Raw genomic sequence first — 14,730 nt, forward strand, 5'->3', positions numbered from 1 at the left:
AATACAGCCCATGTCATCTTCTGATTCGTCAATTCTTCCCGATAGTTCATTCTCTTCTACAGCAGCATTACGCCAGCAGATCCGTCAGGCTGTACGCCAGCGGCGGCGCTTATTGACGCCGGAACAGCAGGCACTATTTGCACAACAGGTATGTGAACGCGTCGTGGCGCACCCGAAAGTTATACAAGCAAATAGCGTGGCGGTCTTTCTGTCGTTTGACGGCGAGCTAGATACTGCCCCGCTGATTCAACAACTATGGCAGCAGGGGAAGCGCGTTTACTTGCCAGTTCTGCATCCGTTTCGCGCCGGACATCTGCTGTTCCTGCGCTATGCGCCGGACACCGAGCTGGTACGCAATCGGCTGAAGATTATGGAACCGCATCTGGATGTGCGTCAGGTGCTGCCGTTACCACAGTTAGACGTCCTGCTGACGCCGCTGGTCGCGTTTGACGACCGCGGGCAGCGACTGGGCATGGGCGGCGGTTTTTACGACCGTACATTGCAGTATCGCAGTCATACGGACAGCGGACCTTATCCGATAGGGTTGGCCCACGATTGTCAGCAGGTTGACGCATTGCCGGTGGAAAGTTGGGACATTCCGCTGCCGGAAATGATTACCCCCTCCCACCATTGGCAGTGGAACACGCGCTAGCTTTTTATCTGTTCAGGCGACCGATCGTGACCCAACATCTGCTGTACCAATTCCACACAGTGCAGGAAACGCGAATCGTAGTCCGACTCTTTGATATAAACGTATGGGATATTATTTTTAGCCAGCATTGTTTTCAGCAGGTTCTGGAATTCCGAACGGGCGGTGGTACTGCCTAAACTGCGTAGTCCGTCAGCTACCCACGGCGTGTTATTCTCCAGCAAAATCACCAGATCGAAGCGGTATTCGTCGACCAGCGCCTGAACGAATGGGTGTTCACGCCCCTCATATTTCTTGCAGAATGCCTGCGTGGTGACAAAGTCGGTGTCGATAAAGGCCACTTTATTGGCATATTTAACCGCAAAATCAATGTACTGCGCCTGACCCAGCGCGATCTTGTCGTAGTCGGAATATTGCAACGCCATCTCGTCGCCACCCAGATGGGAGAACACGTAATCGCGGCCATATTCCCAGGCGCTGGTGGTGTTGAAGATATTGGCCAGCTTGTTCACCAGCGTGGATTTACCGCTGGATTCCCCGCCAAGAATGGCAACGGTACGCACAAAGAACGGCTTCACTTCGGTCGGAATATAGTCCCAGTAGCGGAAAGGATCGTGACGGATCTGCGAACCGCTGATGTTCATGAACGATCGCTGCGGGTCGATCAAGACGGCCTCAATCCCCAGATGCTCGCGATATTGCTGGGCATCCTGTTCTTCGCTGGTGTAGACAAAATTGGGCGTGATGCTTTTTTCCTGCATGAACGCCTGAATCCCTTTACTCCACACATCCCAGCCGTGCGGGTAGGGCTCCATTCCTTGCTCATTAAAGGCGTGAATATGAATATTTTTCTGATATTTAAAGGTTTGCAACAGCCAGCGCAGACGGTCGCTGACGGTGGGCTGTTGTGACATCGAACTGTTCTCAAACAGCAGACGGTCGCGCGGCTCGTCGTAGCCTAAAATCACATGCAGTTCATCGACCTGACTACAGGCGCGCTGAATCAGATAAATATGGCCGGTGTGTAGTGGATAGAACTTGCCGAAGACAATACCAATATTCTTTTCGTAGCGGGGGAATTCCAGCTCAAGAAAACGATGCAGTGCTTCCAGCTTCTGTGCGCTAGGGCTTTTGATTTTGGCATTAAGTAATTGACTGAGATAGCCTTTGGTCATATCGGTTGCGTCGGCAACCTGCTGTAGGGTGCAACCCTTCTGGCGGATAGCGGATTTCAGGTAATCAAATGATGACATGGTGCAACACTCTTGTTTAGCTTACTAAACAACATACCACAGAATACCGCTTTCTGTGGTTTGTTTAGAGATCGTCGAGGATCGCCAGCGCATCGGCCAGCTTTTTCACGCCGAACACTTGCATGCTGGCTGGGGCTTTCTTCGGCATATTGGCATGAGGAACGATGGCGCGTTTAAAGCCGTGCTTGGCGGCTTCGGTAATTCTCTCTTGTCCGCTGGGAACCGGGCGTATTTCGCCCGCTAGGCCGACTTCACCGAAGATGACCAGATCCTGCGGCAGCGGGCGGTCGCGGAAGCTGGAAACCAGCGATAGCAGCAGCGCCAGATCGGCGCTGGTTTCGGTGACTTTGACGCCGCCGACGACATTCACGAACACATCTTGATCCGACATCTGCAAGCCGCCGTGGCGATGCAGTACCGCCAGTAGGATCGCTAATCGGTTTTGCTCCAGCCCGACCGCAACGCGACGCGGGTTGGCCATCATTGATTGATCCACCAGTGCCTGAATCTCGACCAACAGCGGGCGCGTGCCTTCCCACACTACCATGACCGAACTACCGGACGTCACTTCATCCCCGCGACTGAGGAAAATGGCCGATGGATTGCTGATCTCACGCAGCCCTTGTTCCGTCATGGCGAACACTCCCAATTCATTGACGGCCCCGAAACGGTTTTTATGGCTGCGCAGCGTGCGGAAGCGTGAATCGGCATCGCCATCCAGCAGCACGGAGCAATCGATGCAGTGTTCCAAGACTTTCGGCCCAGCGAGTGAACCGTCTTTGGTGACGTGGCCGACCATCACGATAGCGACGCCGCGCGTTTTGGCGAAGCGCGTCAGGTAGGCGGCGGTTTCACGCACCTGTGCAACGCTGCCGGGGGACGACTGAATGTCAGCAAGATGCATCACCTGAATGGAGTCGATCACCATCAGCTTCGGTTGTTCCTGCTCGGCAATCAGGCAAATCTGTTCAATACTGGTTTCCGACAGCATGTTGAGATTCTGGGTCGGCAGATTAAGACGGTGTGCCCGCATCGCCACCTGTTGCAAGGATTCTTCCCCGGTGACGTACAGGGTTTTCATATTTTCTGACAGCTTGCAGAGCGTTTGCAGTAGCAGGGTACTTTTACCTGCGCCGGGGTTGCCGCCGATCAGGATCGCGCTGCCCGGAACGACGCCACCGCCCAAAACGCGGTCAAACTCCTGAAAGCCGGTAGAAAAACGAGGCAGGGCTTCGAGGCTGATTTCCGAGAGCTTTTGCACTCGACTGACGCCAGCACTCTCACCCGCATAGCCGGTGAGGCGGTCGGAGCGTGATACGGATGCCGACGCAAGGCGAACTTCAGTAATGGTATTCCAGGCGTGGCAGGCGCTGCACTGCCCCTGCCAGCGCGGGTAATCAGCCCCGCATTCATTACATACAAACGCCCGTTTGACGGCTTTTGCCACGGTTCACCTCCTACTAATTAACGCTTTTCGTGTCTCATGCTGCCGCTGAGAATGCAGAGCACGCCAGTCAGATCGGCATGACGGATAGTCACCGCAGCCTGCTCATTGACCTTGGGTTTGGCGTGATAGGCAATGCCTAAACTGGCGGTCTTGATCATCGGTAGATCATTCGCGCCGTCGCCGATGGCAACGGTCTGATGCATGGGAATCTCCAGCTTTTCCGCCAACTGTTGCAGCGTAGTGGCTTTATATTTTGCATCGACAATCGTACCGATGACTTCACCCGTCAGTTTACCGTCTTGCATGCCTAATTCGTTGGCAACGGCGGCGACCAGACCTAGCTCGTCACGCAAGTAATCAGCAAAGTAGGTAAACCCGCCCGATGCAATCGCAATGTGCCAACCCGCTTCCTGAAGCTGACTAACCATATGAGTTAGGCCCGGCATCAGCGGCAGGGTTTTACGTACCGTCTGTAAAATAGTGGCGTCGGCACCTTTTAATGTCCCTACGCGCTGACGCAGGCTGGCGGCGAAATCTAACTCGCCGCGCATCGCGCGTTCGGTGACTTCCGCCACCAGCTCGCCTGTGCCTGCCAGTTTGGCGATTTCATCAATACATTCGATCTGAATCGCAGTGGAATCCATGTCCATCACCAGTAAACCCGGCGACCGCAGCGTCGGTGCGTTGCGCATGGCTGCGACATCGATACCCAACTCGTGGGCCAGCTTGGTTGCGCGTGGCGTCAGCGTACCCGCCAAACGGACGACCTGATAATCGCCGACGTTCCAGGCGCTCACAATCACCATGGCGCTCCCCAGCTTACGCTGGTAGCGGGAAATCAGGTTTTTATCGAGAACGTCACTATAAATCAGCCAGCCAGTGTCGCCAGCGCGGTAGTCAAGTGGCATCACTTCATCGCCGCTTAGTGATAATGGCAGTCCCGGCCAACAGTTGATCTCATCTGGAAGATCACAATAGGTCAGACTATTCGACATGGGGAAAATCCTCTGCTGGCAGTAGTGCGATAAAGTCGTGCGATAAAAAGGGATGCGGCGTCGACCAAACATATCCCTTCAAAAACTGGGCAACAAGCTATCCTATCGCTGGCGCTTCTGGCAACATGAAAGTATCCAAATCGTGTAAGGATTATCATGGTTCGCGCCCGGGTGAAATTTCGTCTACACCGCACGGCAATTGTGCTGATTTGCCTCGCCCTGCTGGTGGTATTAATGCAAGGTGCGTCCTATTTCAGTTTAAGCCACCAGATGGCGCGCTCTGAACAGGTCGAAGATCTGTCGCGCACGCTGTCCAGACAGGTGGCTTACAGCCTTTCGCCGCTGATGAGCAGCGTGGATGACAATGGTCAAAAGATTACGACCATCCTCAAACAGCTTACCGATCATAGCCGCATTCTGGATGCTGGCGTGTATCAGCAGGACGGTTCGCTGGTGGCGCATGTGGGCGAACAGGTACAACTGCGAGACCGGTTGGCGCTGGACGGTAATCGGGTCGGTAGTTACTTTAACCATCAACTGGTACAGCCCATTGAGGGAAAAGAAGGGCCTATCGGCTTCCTGCGCATTACGCTGGATACGCATGTGCTGGCGACCGAAGCGAGACAGGTGGATAACACTACCAATATTCTGCGTCTGATGATCTTACTTTCACTGGCTATCGGCATCATCCTGACCCGAACGCTGTTGCAGAATCGTCGTACTCGTTGGCAACAGTCTCCTTATCTTCTTACTGCGAGCACGCCAGTGAAAGAAGAAGAGGAGGAGAGTGACACGCAACCGGATGGCGGCGCGGTAGTGAAAAAAGACGGAGAAGAGAAAAGCCTCTGATGCTTACCCCGAACCCATGCCCTGTTTGTTCGTGGGGTGAGACTCGTGTAAAGAAGGCCGCGCTGTTTATGCCATCACCGATTGTGTCTGCACGTTAAATCAGGGAAAATGCTCGGCTACAGTTTATTTCCGCTTTGCCTGACGATCTCATCGGTGTGTTGTTGACTTGATGCTGACGCCGGGTGGCTAACAAAAGAAACCTGAAAATCATGTCTCCAAGTGAATACGCCCGCGAAGTCTCTAAAAGAAGAACGTTCGCTATCATTTCTCACCCCGATGCCGGTAAAACGACGATTACCGAAAAGGTCCTGCTGTTCGGACAGGCGATTCAGACTGCCGGTACGGTAAAAGGGCGTGGTTCCAATCAGCATGCGAAATCCGACTGGATGGAGATGGAAAAGCAGCGTGGTATCTCGATCACCACGTCTGTGATGCAGTTTCCCTATCGTGAATGTTTGGTTAACCTGCTGGATACCCCAGGGCACGAAGATTTCTCCGAAGATACCTACCGTACACTGACGGCGGTGGACTGCTGCCTGATGGTGATCGACGCCGCAAAAGGGGTCGAAGATCGTACTCGTAAACTGATGGAAGTCACTCGCCTGCGCGACACGCCGATTTTGACGTTTATGAACAAACTTGACCGTGACATCCGCGATCCGATGGAAGTGCTGGATGAAGTCGAGAGCGAACTTAAAATTGCCTGTGCGCCGATCACCTGGCCTATTGGCTGTGGCAAATTGTTCAAAGGCGTGTACCACCTTTATAAAGACGAAACCTACCTGTATCAGACCGGTAAAGGCCATACGATTCAGGAAGTGCGCATCGTTAAAGGGCTGGATAACCCGGATCTGGATACCGCTGTTGGTGAAGAGCTGGCTGCGCAACTGCGTGAAGAGCTGGAGCTGGTGCAAGGAGCCTCGCACGAGTTTGAGCTGGATGCGTTTCTGGCCGGTGAACTGACGCCAGTCTTCTTTGGTACGGCATTGGGTAACTTTGGCGTTGACCACATGTTAGACGGGTTAATCGCCTGGGCACCTACGCCGATGCCGCGTAAAACGGATACCCGTGAAGTCACGGCGGCGGAAGAGAAATTCACCGGTTTTGTGTTCAAGATCCAGGCCAATATGGATCCAAAACACCGTGACCGCGTGGCGTTTATGCGCGTCGTGTCTGGGACATATGAAAAAAGTATGAAGCTGCGTCAGGTTCGCACGGGCAAAGACGTGGTGATTTCCGACGCGCTGACCTTCATGGCTGGTGACCGTTCCCACATTGAAGAAGCCTACCCAGGCGATATCATCGGGTTACACAACCACGGCACGATCCAGATTGGCGATACGTTTACGCAGGGTGAAGACATGAAATTCACCGGTATCCCCAACTTTGCGCCGGAACTGTTCCGTCGTATCCGCCTGCGCGATCCGCTCAAGCAGAAACAACTGCTGAAAGGGTTGGTACAGTTGTCCGAGGAAGGTGCCGTACAGGTATTCCGTCCGTTGACCAACAACGACCTTATTGTTGGTGCTGTTGGGGTGTTGCAGTTTGATGTGGTGGTTGCCCGTCTGAAAACGGAATACAACGTTGAGGCGATTTACGAGTCCGTTAACGTTTCAACCGCGCGTTGGGTTGAGTGCAGCGACGTGAAGAAATTCGAAGAATTTAAGCGTAAGAACGAGCTGCATCTGGCGCTGGATGGTGGGGATAACCTGGCCTATATCGCCCCGACGATGGTGAACCTGAACCTGACGCGGGAACGTTATCCTGAAGTCATGTTCCACCAAACGCGCGAACATTAATCGCTTATAACAACATTGGTTTTGATTGATGATGCCACGGCTTCACGAAGAAACAGTAACTGTGGCGTTTAATTCGTGACCATGTTGTTAAAATAATCATCACCCGGTTATGTTTGGTTTTAGGCCAAAAATACCGGGTGTTTTTATTTTAAAATTAATTAGAAATCAATTGGTTATATTTTAATTTTCCTTCTCGCTGTCTCTCATCTCGGTGCAGCAGACAAATCTGAATTGCCGTGCATGTCCCTTCGTTCCCCTGTGATTTCTCATTCTGTGGGCTATAGTTAACAGCGTGTTAACTTATTTGGCTAGTTAAACTGTTAACATAATTTAATTTGGTTCATTGTTTTTATTTTTTTCGCCTTTGCAATTCAATGCTCTGATTTTTTATGCGGAAATAGGGAGTTATTAGAGCATTGGTAACGTCATTATCGCCTTGATTTGCTGATGATGGTGCGGGCGTTAACGTGACCCTGATAGGTTATTTCGGGTTTATAGAAAAGCATTAAGAAGGAAGACATCGATGAAAAAAACCACATTGACACAATCGCTGATCGTCGTTGCCCTTGGTTCGATTCTGGCTGGCGGTGCTATGGCTGAAGAAACGTTAGGGCAGAAGGTAGATCGTATCGCGGACACAACGGGTGCAAAAATCGATAGTTCCGCGAATAAAGCGTCTGGCTACATGAACGACAGCGCTATTACGGCAAAAGTGAAGAGTGCATTACTGGAAGACAAATCGATTACTAGCAGCGACATTTCAGTTGAAACGTCAAACGGTGTCGTCACGTTGAGCGGCTTTGTCGGCAGCCAGGCACTCAGCACTCGAGCAGTGGAAATTGCCACGCAGATTGATGGCGTCCAATCCGTTAGCGACAAACTACAGGTTAAGGATAATCCATCACAATCGGTTGGCGCTTACGCTGATGATGCCGTGGTGACGAGTACGATTAAGGCTAAACTGTTGGCGGATGACATTGTTCCGTCTCGTAAAGTGAAAGTCGAAACTCAGGAAGGCGTTGTGCTACTGAGCGGTGAAGTGGACAACAAAGCACAGTCCGATCGTGCTGAAAGTATTGCGAAAGCCGTTGAGGGTGTGAAAAGCGTCAAAAACGACCTGACAGTCAAATAACTGTCGCCATTTCGCACTGGGCTATCCGTCATCGCGTATAGCCCTACTTAATCGTCATAATAAAACACCACCCGTGGATACGCAGTCAGGACGCACGACGCGCGTCAGGATGACCACCATGATTTTTCATTTTGTCTGGTAAGGAGAGCGTATGTTTCGTTGGGGCATTATATTCTTAGTTATCGCACTGATCGCGGCAGCACTGGGTTTTGGCGGGTTAGCCGGTACGGCAGCCGGTGCGGCGAAAATTGTCTTTGTGGTCGGTATTATTCTGTTTCTGGTTAGCTTGTTTACCGGTCGAAAACGGCCGTAGCACAGCGCATTATTTTATCTAAATAATTGTCATACAGAGCACACAGCCGCGCCACGCGGCTGTCACATTTTACCGGCACACTGTCCGTGTATTTGCTGCATTTCGACAGTTTATCAGGAGGTTTATGATGAATAGCGATATCGTTGTTGGCAAATGGAAACAGTGGAGAGGGAACTTTCTGGCGCTGTGGGCCGATTGGTTTGACAGCGACTGCGCCTGGCTGGAAGGAAGTAACGATTACTTGTCCGGCGTCTTGCAAGAGGGTTACGGAAAAGCGCACGAAGAGGTATCCTCAGAGAAAACCACGTTACACTGAGGCTTCACCGCAACGACAAGTCCGATTCTGCCATGATGCTTTGGCAGGATATTGCTTGTGCGTCGATTAGGTTGCCTCATCTTGACGGGCTTAATCTTAGCGGAGAGAAGCGACGTGCCTTCTGAACGACACCGTTTTATCGATACCCACTGCCATTTCGATTTCCCCCTATTCTACGATGATGCGCCAGAAAGTTTACGTCTGGCGCAAGACGCTGGGGTGGAACGCATCATTATTCCCGCTGTTGCTTCTCAGCACTTTGAGCGTGTGTTGACGCTCGCTCGCATCTACTCCCCGCTTTACGCCGCACTTGGTCTTCATCCGCTTTATATTGCTGAACATAAGGAAAGCGATCTGCTCCGTCTGGAAGATGAACTCAGCCAATTGCCCGCAAAGCTGGTGGCGATAGGTGAGATTGGGTTGGATCTTTATATGCCGGAACCGCAGTTCGAGCGGCAACTTACCTTCCTGGAGGCGCAGCTTCGGCTGGCGAAAAAATACGATCTCCCGGTGATCCTGCATTCGCGACGCAGTCATGACAGGCTGGCACAATTACTCCGGCGTATTGAGGTGCCACGTACTGGCGTGGTTCACGGGTTTGCGGGCAGCCTGGCACAGGCGCAGGCCTTTATCCGGCTGGGTTATTACATTGGCGTAGGGGGAACGATTACCTATGACCGAGCGAATAAAACCCGTCAGGCAATCGCGCAACTGCCGTTAGAACGGCTGCTGCTGGAAACGGATGCCCCCGATATGCCGATGAGTGGCTATCAGGGTCAGCCAAATCGACCTGAGCGTATTCCTTGTGCGTTTCAAACGCTGTGTGAGCTGCGTACTGAACCGCCAGAGGAGATTGCCGAGGCGCTCTGGCAGAATTCGCTCAGACTATTTGGACGGTGCACCCCGGCATAGCGCGGCTACCGTTGCGCTACGATCATTCCCCTAAGCGGAAGGCGGTGCGGCTTCCGCTTTTCTGTTATTTCTGTGCGACAACAGGCAGAACAGGCATTTCGATTTCATATACCAACCATTAAATTGTGATGAAGATCATCTTTTGGTGTTTTAGACTGTTTGGCCTTGTATATATTTGTGACATAAATTAGCGGCCTTCACGGGCCTGTCTTTATACTCGGTTCGCCAGCGCGTGTTGACCGTTCTGGCGAAATGACTTTTTATTATGCACTCACTTTTTTCACGCGTTATAGGGAACTACACATGCAACTCGTTATGAGTCTCATCGGCATGATTGTTCTGATACTGTGCGCGGTTATGCTGTCCAATAACCGTAAAGCTATCAGATTACGCACCGTAGCCGGTGCTTTCATTCTTCAGATCGGTATTGGTGCATTGGTGCTGTATGTACCCATCGGGCGTAAGATTCTGGAGGGATTGACGGGTGGTGTAGCAAACGTTATCGCTTACGGAAATCAAGGCGTGTCGTTCATGTTTGGTGGTCTGGTTTCCGACAAAATGTTCGAGGTATTTGGCGGTGGTGGGTTTGTTTTTGCACTCCGCGTCTTGCCGATTATCGTCTTTTTCTCTTCCCTGATCGCCGTGTTGTACTACATGGGTGTTATGCAATTGGTCATCAAGGTACTCGGTGGTGGATTGCAGAAACTGTTGGGAACCTCTCGTACTGAATCGCTCTCTGCGACTGCCAATATCTTTGTCGGACAAACGGAAGCCCCGCTGGTGGTGCGTCCGTATATTGCCAACATGACGCAATCAGAGCTGTTTGCCGTTATGTGTGGCGGATTGGCATCGATTGCTGGTGCTGTGATGGCAGGCTATGCCCAGATGGGTGTGCCGTTGGAATACCTGATTGCGGCATCCTTCATGGCGGCACCGGGCGGATTACTGTTTGCCAAATTGATGGTGCCGGAAACGGAAAAAACGCACGACCATGATAAAATGGTTGGCTTTGTTGATGAAGACGATCGTCCGGCTAACGTTATTGATGCGGCGGCAAGTGGTGCAGCTTCCGGTATGCAGTTGGCGCTGAATGTGGGCGCGATGCTGCTGGCATTTATCGCCTTGATCGCCGTGCTGAACGGCATTCTTGGCGGGATTGGTGGCTGGTTTGACTACCCGCAACTGTCGATGGAACTGATTTTGGGCTGGTGTTTTGCGCCCGTTGCGTTCCTGCTCGGTATTCCCTGGAATGAAGCGACCGTTGCTGGTTCGTTCATTGGGCAAAAGCTGATCGTCAACGAGTTCGTCGCTTACATGAATTTCAGTGAATATCTGAAAGCCGATGACGTAGTACAGGCCGCTGGTTTGCAGGTTCTGTCGGCTCACACCAAAGCGGTGATTTCATTCGCGCTGTGTGGCTTTGCTAACCTTTCGTCTATTGCTATTCTTATTGGAGGTTTGGGCAGTATGGCACCGACTCGGCGTCAGGATATTGCCCGCTTTGGTTTGAAAGCGGTTGCGGCAGGTACGCTTTCTAACCTGATGAGCGCCTGCATCGCAGGGTTCTTTTTGGCTCTGTAAATGTAACCAGACATTCTTGCAGTAGCGAGATGATGGGCGGCGAAAGTCGTCCATTGTTCGTTTTAAACCCTATGTTTTTCAGGGTTTAAGCGTGATCTACGCGATGTTTACTGAATGCGGGCGCGATTGCTTGCCTGAGTGGAGTGACATGCTTTCTGCTTTTATTGATGATGTTGAATGGATTACTTTTCCACGGGCAACGGACGGTGCCGCCTACCCAGGTATTACTGCTCGCTGCCATTTCCATTCTTCTGCCTATGATGATGCGCTTTTTGCTGAAGCGAACATTCCTTTTTCCGATGCGCTAGAGCGCGCCGTGCCTAAACGACGCGCTGAATTTCTTGCTGGGCGTTATCTTGCCAGACATGTATTGAACAAGCTGGATCACCCCGATTTTATTCTGCATAGCGGGGAGGATCGCTCGCCGCAGTGGCCGGAAAACATCGCCGGTTCGCTGAGCCATAATAAAGACAGCGTTCTTTGTGCTGCGCATGTGCGTAATGGCGAGCTGTCGTGCGTGGGGGTTGATATCGAAGGATTTATATCCGACGAACGTGCACAGTCGCTGTGGCCCGGTATCATTGGTGACGAAGAGTTCCAGTGGTTTCTGGGGAGAGAAGAGTCGTTCTGCTGCCTGCTGACGGTAAGCTTCTCGGCAAAAGAGAGCCTGTTCAAGGCGCTTTACCCGCAGGTTCGGCACTACTTTGATTTTCTGGATGCCAGACTGGTGGCGCTGGATATCACCAAGCGCGAGTTTGAGCTGGAGTTACTGACCGATCTGACGCCAACGTTTTACGCCGGACGCCGCTTTAAAGGCGCATACCTGCTGAGAGAGTACGACGTCACCACCTTCCTCTGCTGCTAAAAAAGCCCGCGCTAGCGGGCCTTGAGTCATTCATCAGCGCGTATAAGTATCAGAACTTGTAGCTAACCCCACCGTACACCGTCCGTCCAGACAGGAAGTAGTCGTTGTTGGTCGCGACGTAATCCCGTTTTTCGTTGGTCAGGTTAGTGAGTCCCAATTTCAGATCCACATTTTTAATCGGCGTATAGGTCGCACCAATATCCACCGTGTTAAAGCCACGTGTCCTATACTTATAGTCTTCTTTATCACGCAAATATTGGTTGCCTGTGTATTGGTAAGATATGTAGGTAGAAAGGTTATCCAGCGCCTGCCAATTCAACTGCGTGTTAAGCGTATTTTTCGGCGTTTGTTTCAGACGCTTTCTGGTGGTGCGGTCTTCGGCATCAACGATAGTCCAGTTGGTGGTCCAGTTTAGATCCTTTGTCAGATCGATCCAGAATGAGGTTTCAATCCCCTGGATACGAGCTTTATCTACGTTGTAATAAGGACGATTGACTATTATAGACGTGTTGCCATTCCAAGCCTCAGATTGGATCATGTCCTTGATATCATTATTAAACAGAGTGACACCTCCGCCGAAGCGTTCAGCCTCATAGGCGGTACCGATTTCATAGCTGATGGAGGTTTCGGCTTTGAGATCAGGGTTACCGACGAGATAGCAGAATCCGCGACATGCTGCTTTCATATAGCCGGGGGTAAATTGAGCGAGGGTTGGCGCTTTAAATGCCTTATTGACACCGCCTTTGATCACCCAATTGTCAGTCAAGCTATAAGTGGCGTAGGCGCGTGGACTGAATTCTGTTCCATAGACTTCATGGTGGTCGACGCGACCACCAAAGGTGAGGGCTAAATCCGCAATCTTGAATTCATCTTGCAGGAAAAGAGCACTCTGATTGACGTCTATTTTGCCACCTTTCATGTTCATGCTGTGTTCTAAGGATGTTATGCGGTATTCGCCGCCGCCGGTCAGCAGATGATCGCCCAGATAACCAGAGATCTGCCCGTCAATCGTATGATTATTCTGGGTAATGTCGGCTATGCCTTTATTCAACTGAGAGTTGTCCATTAAATCGATGTTTTCGTAGTAATAACGTAGCCGCGTATCAACATTGTCCCAGCTACCGTTATGCGTTAGTCCCAGACCGAGGCGATCAATTTTTTGTGTATTATGAGCCGTGGTTCCTGAGTTATTCCAGTCAACGAAGCGGTCATCTTTGGTATACGTTGCATCAAAATCCAAACTCTGCTGTGAATCGATCAACCACGTCAGGTTACCCAGCACGCTATAGTTATCACGTTTTTCCAGCGCATCTGAGTTGCGATTCTTAGATTGTTCGGTACGCCAGGCGTCACGTTTACCGCCGTCGACAATCAAACTGCCCTGCAACGTATTTTCTATTAATGGTCCACTGACGTAGCCATTCAAACGATTATGGTCGCCACCGGAACCTTCGGTTGGTGCCTGAAAGTTATAGCCGAGTTCACCGGCAACTTTCTCACCCGGCTGGCGCAGTATTACGTTTACCACACCGCCCAGCGCATCGGCACCGTACAGCGAAGACATCGGGCCACGAATCACTTCGATACGTTCAATCGCCGACATAGGAATGGAACTCAGATCGAAATCATTCCCCATATCGGTTGCGAGTGATTCTTGGGAGTTGATTCGACGACCGTTCACCAGCAGCAGCGTGTAATCAGCCCGCATACCGCGGATCTTAATTTCGTTACGACCATAGGTAGATGACGGATTGATGTTAATGCCCGGCAGCTTTTTTACCGCGTCGGAAACGTTATTCACCGACATCTTTTCTAGCTCGGTGCGGGTGATAACAGAGACGCTGGCGGGGGCGCTCAGCGTGGTGTGCTTCGTCTGTGTTGCGGTCACAACGATTTTTTCATCTGCCGCGCTTTCTGCCTGTGCGAGTGCAGGCAGTGCCAGTAACCCGGTCACTAGCAGGGCGTGGTACACCTTGCTGTGTGGGAAATGATGATGTGAAAAACGACTTTCTGGTTTTAGCTGCATGTCAAAGATCCCTGTCAAAGAGTAGAAAAAAACATCCCCGTAAGTAACGCACGGTGTTGCGTGTATTGCCGACCCACTCGTTGCGTGAGCCGATCGGTTTATTGCCTTGTATGCCCGTCATACTTCAAGTTGCATGTGCGTTGGTTGCACTACTCGGCGCCACTGGCGCGCTGCTATTTTTCGGCCGCGTTTAGCCAACTGTGGAATCAAGCGCATGGGCAACAGCATCGCCGCCAGAATAAGCAGCCGCAAAAGGTGGGTTTGGCTAGTGGTAAACATGCAGGCAACTGTCAGGCCAAAGCACGACATCAGTAAGGCGAGCAGGGCATGTTTACGGTTAAATTTGTCCAGATAAGGTGCTGCGAGGAAACTGACGATGGCTGAGGCAAACGTTGATCCGCCGATATTCTTGGCATCCACGGACAGTACACTGATGAAACCGAGGTCTAACAACATCACCAGGCTACCGAGGGAAAGCATGTTGATGAGTAACGCCAGATGCACAATGGAACGAGTGTGCTGGCGATACATGCTTTCATCCATGACAGGCTCACATTTAGACACAGTTAGTAAAATATTGGCGCAGTTTAACG

General features: G+C 51.5%; 14 protein-coding genes. 9 read left to right on the forward strand and 5 right to left on the reverse strand.

Annotated elements, in window-relative coordinates:
• The first annotated feature begins 10 nt into the window (after positions 1 to 10).
• A complete protein-coding gene (locus tag A7983_RS10670; protein ID WP_005971090.1) occupies positions 11 to 652 on the forward strand; it encodes a 5-formyltetrahydrofolate cyclo-ligase in 642 nt (213 codons plus the stop codon).
• On the opposite strand, the gene nadR is transcribed toward A7983_RS10670, so the two are convergent.
• From nadR to serB, 3 genes are all read right to left on the reverse strand, one after another.
• Entirely contained in the window at positions 649 to 1,902 is a 1,254-nt protein-coding gene (gene nadR / locus A7983_RS10675) for a multifunctional transcriptional regulator/nicotinamide-nucleotide adenylyltransferase/ribosylnicotinamide kinase NadR (protein ID WP_005971088.1), read from the reverse strand. The genes A7983_RS10670 and nadR overlap by 4 nt on opposite strands.
• A gap of 64 nt (positions 1,903 to 1,966) precedes the next feature.
• Positions 1,967 to 3,349 carry a DNA repair protein RadA gene (gene radA / locus A7983_RS10680; RefSeq protein ID WP_005971086.1) on the reverse strand — a complete coding sequence of 461 codons (1,383 nt, stop codon included), beginning with the start codon at positions 3,347 to 3,349 and terminating at the stop codon, positions 1,967 to 1,969.
• Positions 3,350 to 3,366: 17 nt separating this feature from the next.
• The gene (serB, locus tag A7983_RS10685) at positions 3,367 to 4,344 is read right to left on the reverse strand and encodes a phosphoserine phosphatase (RefSeq protein ID WP_005971084.1); all 978 of its coding nucleotides are present in this window, start codon (positions 4,342 to 4,344) and stop codon (positions 3,367 to 3,369) included.
• 156 nt (positions 4,345 to 4,500) lie between these two features.
• Between serB and A7983_RS10690 the strand changes: the two genes are divergently transcribed.
• The 8 genes from A7983_RS10690 to A7983_RS10725 all read left to right on the forward strand — a co-directional run bounded on the left by A7983_RS10690 (position 4,501) and on the right by A7983_RS10725 (position 12,111).
• On the forward strand, positions 4,501 to 5,193 hold the full coding sequence (locus A7983_RS10690; RefSeq protein ID WP_005971081.1) for a YtjB family periplasmic protein: 693 nt from the start codon (positions 4,501 to 4,503) through the stop codon (positions 5,191 to 5,193).
• A 209-nt stretch (positions 5,194 to 5,402) separates the two neighbouring features.
• Positions 5,403 to 6,992, forward strand: a complete 1,590-nt coding sequence (gene prfC, locus A7983_RS10695) for a peptide chain release factor 3 (protein WP_005971078.1) — start codon at positions 5,403 to 5,405, stop codon at positions 6,990 to 6,992.
• A 523-nt stretch (positions 6,993 to 7,515) separates the two neighbouring features.
• On the forward strand, positions 7,516 to 8,124 hold the full coding sequence (gene osmY / locus A7983_RS10700) for a molecular chaperone OsmY (protein ID WP_005971075.1): 609 nt from the start codon (positions 7,516 to 7,518) through the stop codon (positions 8,122 to 8,124).
• A gap of 151 nt (positions 8,125 to 8,275) precedes the next feature.
• A complete protein-coding gene (locus A7983_RS10705; protein ID WP_003019081.1) occupies positions 8,276 to 8,437 on the forward strand; it encodes a DUF1328 domain-containing protein in 162 nt (53 codons plus the stop codon).
• Positions 8,438 to 8,564: 127 nt separating this feature from the next.
• On the forward strand, positions 8,565 to 8,753 hold the full coding sequence (locus tag A7983_RS10710) for a CsbD family protein (RefSeq protein ID WP_005971067.1): 189 nt from the start codon (positions 8,565 to 8,567) through the stop codon (positions 8,751 to 8,753).
• 114 nt (positions 8,754 to 8,867) lie between these two features.
• The gene (locus A7983_RS10715; RefSeq protein ID WP_039479087.1) at positions 8,868 to 9,665 is read left to right on the forward strand and encodes a TatD family hydrolase; all 798 of its coding nucleotides are present in this window, start codon (positions 8,868 to 8,870) and stop codon (positions 9,663 to 9,665) included.
• Positions 9,666 to 9,968: 303 nt separating this feature from the next.
• A complete protein-coding gene (locus tag A7983_RS10720) occupies positions 9,969 to 11,246 on the forward strand; it encodes a NupC/NupG family nucleoside CNT transporter (RefSeq protein WP_005971063.1) in 1,278 nt (425 codons plus the stop codon).
• Positions 11,247 to 11,394: 148 nt separating this feature from the next.
• Positions 11,395 to 12,111 carry a 4'-phosphopantetheinyl transferase family protein gene (locus tag A7983_RS10725; protein ID WP_005971061.1) on the forward strand — a complete coding sequence of 239 codons (717 nt, stop codon included), beginning with the start codon at positions 11,395 to 11,397 and terminating at the stop codon, positions 12,109 to 12,111.
• 49 nt (positions 12,112 to 12,160) lie between these two features.
• Here A7983_RS10725 and A7983_RS10730 read toward each other — a convergent pair whose 3' ends face one another.
• Positions 12,161 to 14,137: a TonB-dependent receptor domain-containing protein gene (locus A7983_RS10730; RefSeq protein ID WP_005971056.1), complete on the reverse strand. Its 1,977-nt coding sequence runs from the start codon at positions 14,135 to 14,137 to the stop codon at positions 12,161 to 12,163.
• A gap of 117 nt (positions 14,138 to 14,254) precedes the next feature.
• Entirely contained in the window at positions 14,255 to 14,680 is a 426-nt protein-coding gene (locus A7983_RS10735) for a hypothetical protein (RefSeq protein ID WP_005971054.1), read from the reverse strand.
• Positions 14,681 to 14,730: the final 50 nt, after the last annotated feature.

The organism is Pectobacterium wasabiae CFBP 3304 (assembly GCF_001742185.1).
GTDB lineage: Bacteria > Pseudomonadota > Gammaproteobacteria > Enterobacterales > Enterobacteriaceae > Pectobacterium > Pectobacterium wasabiae.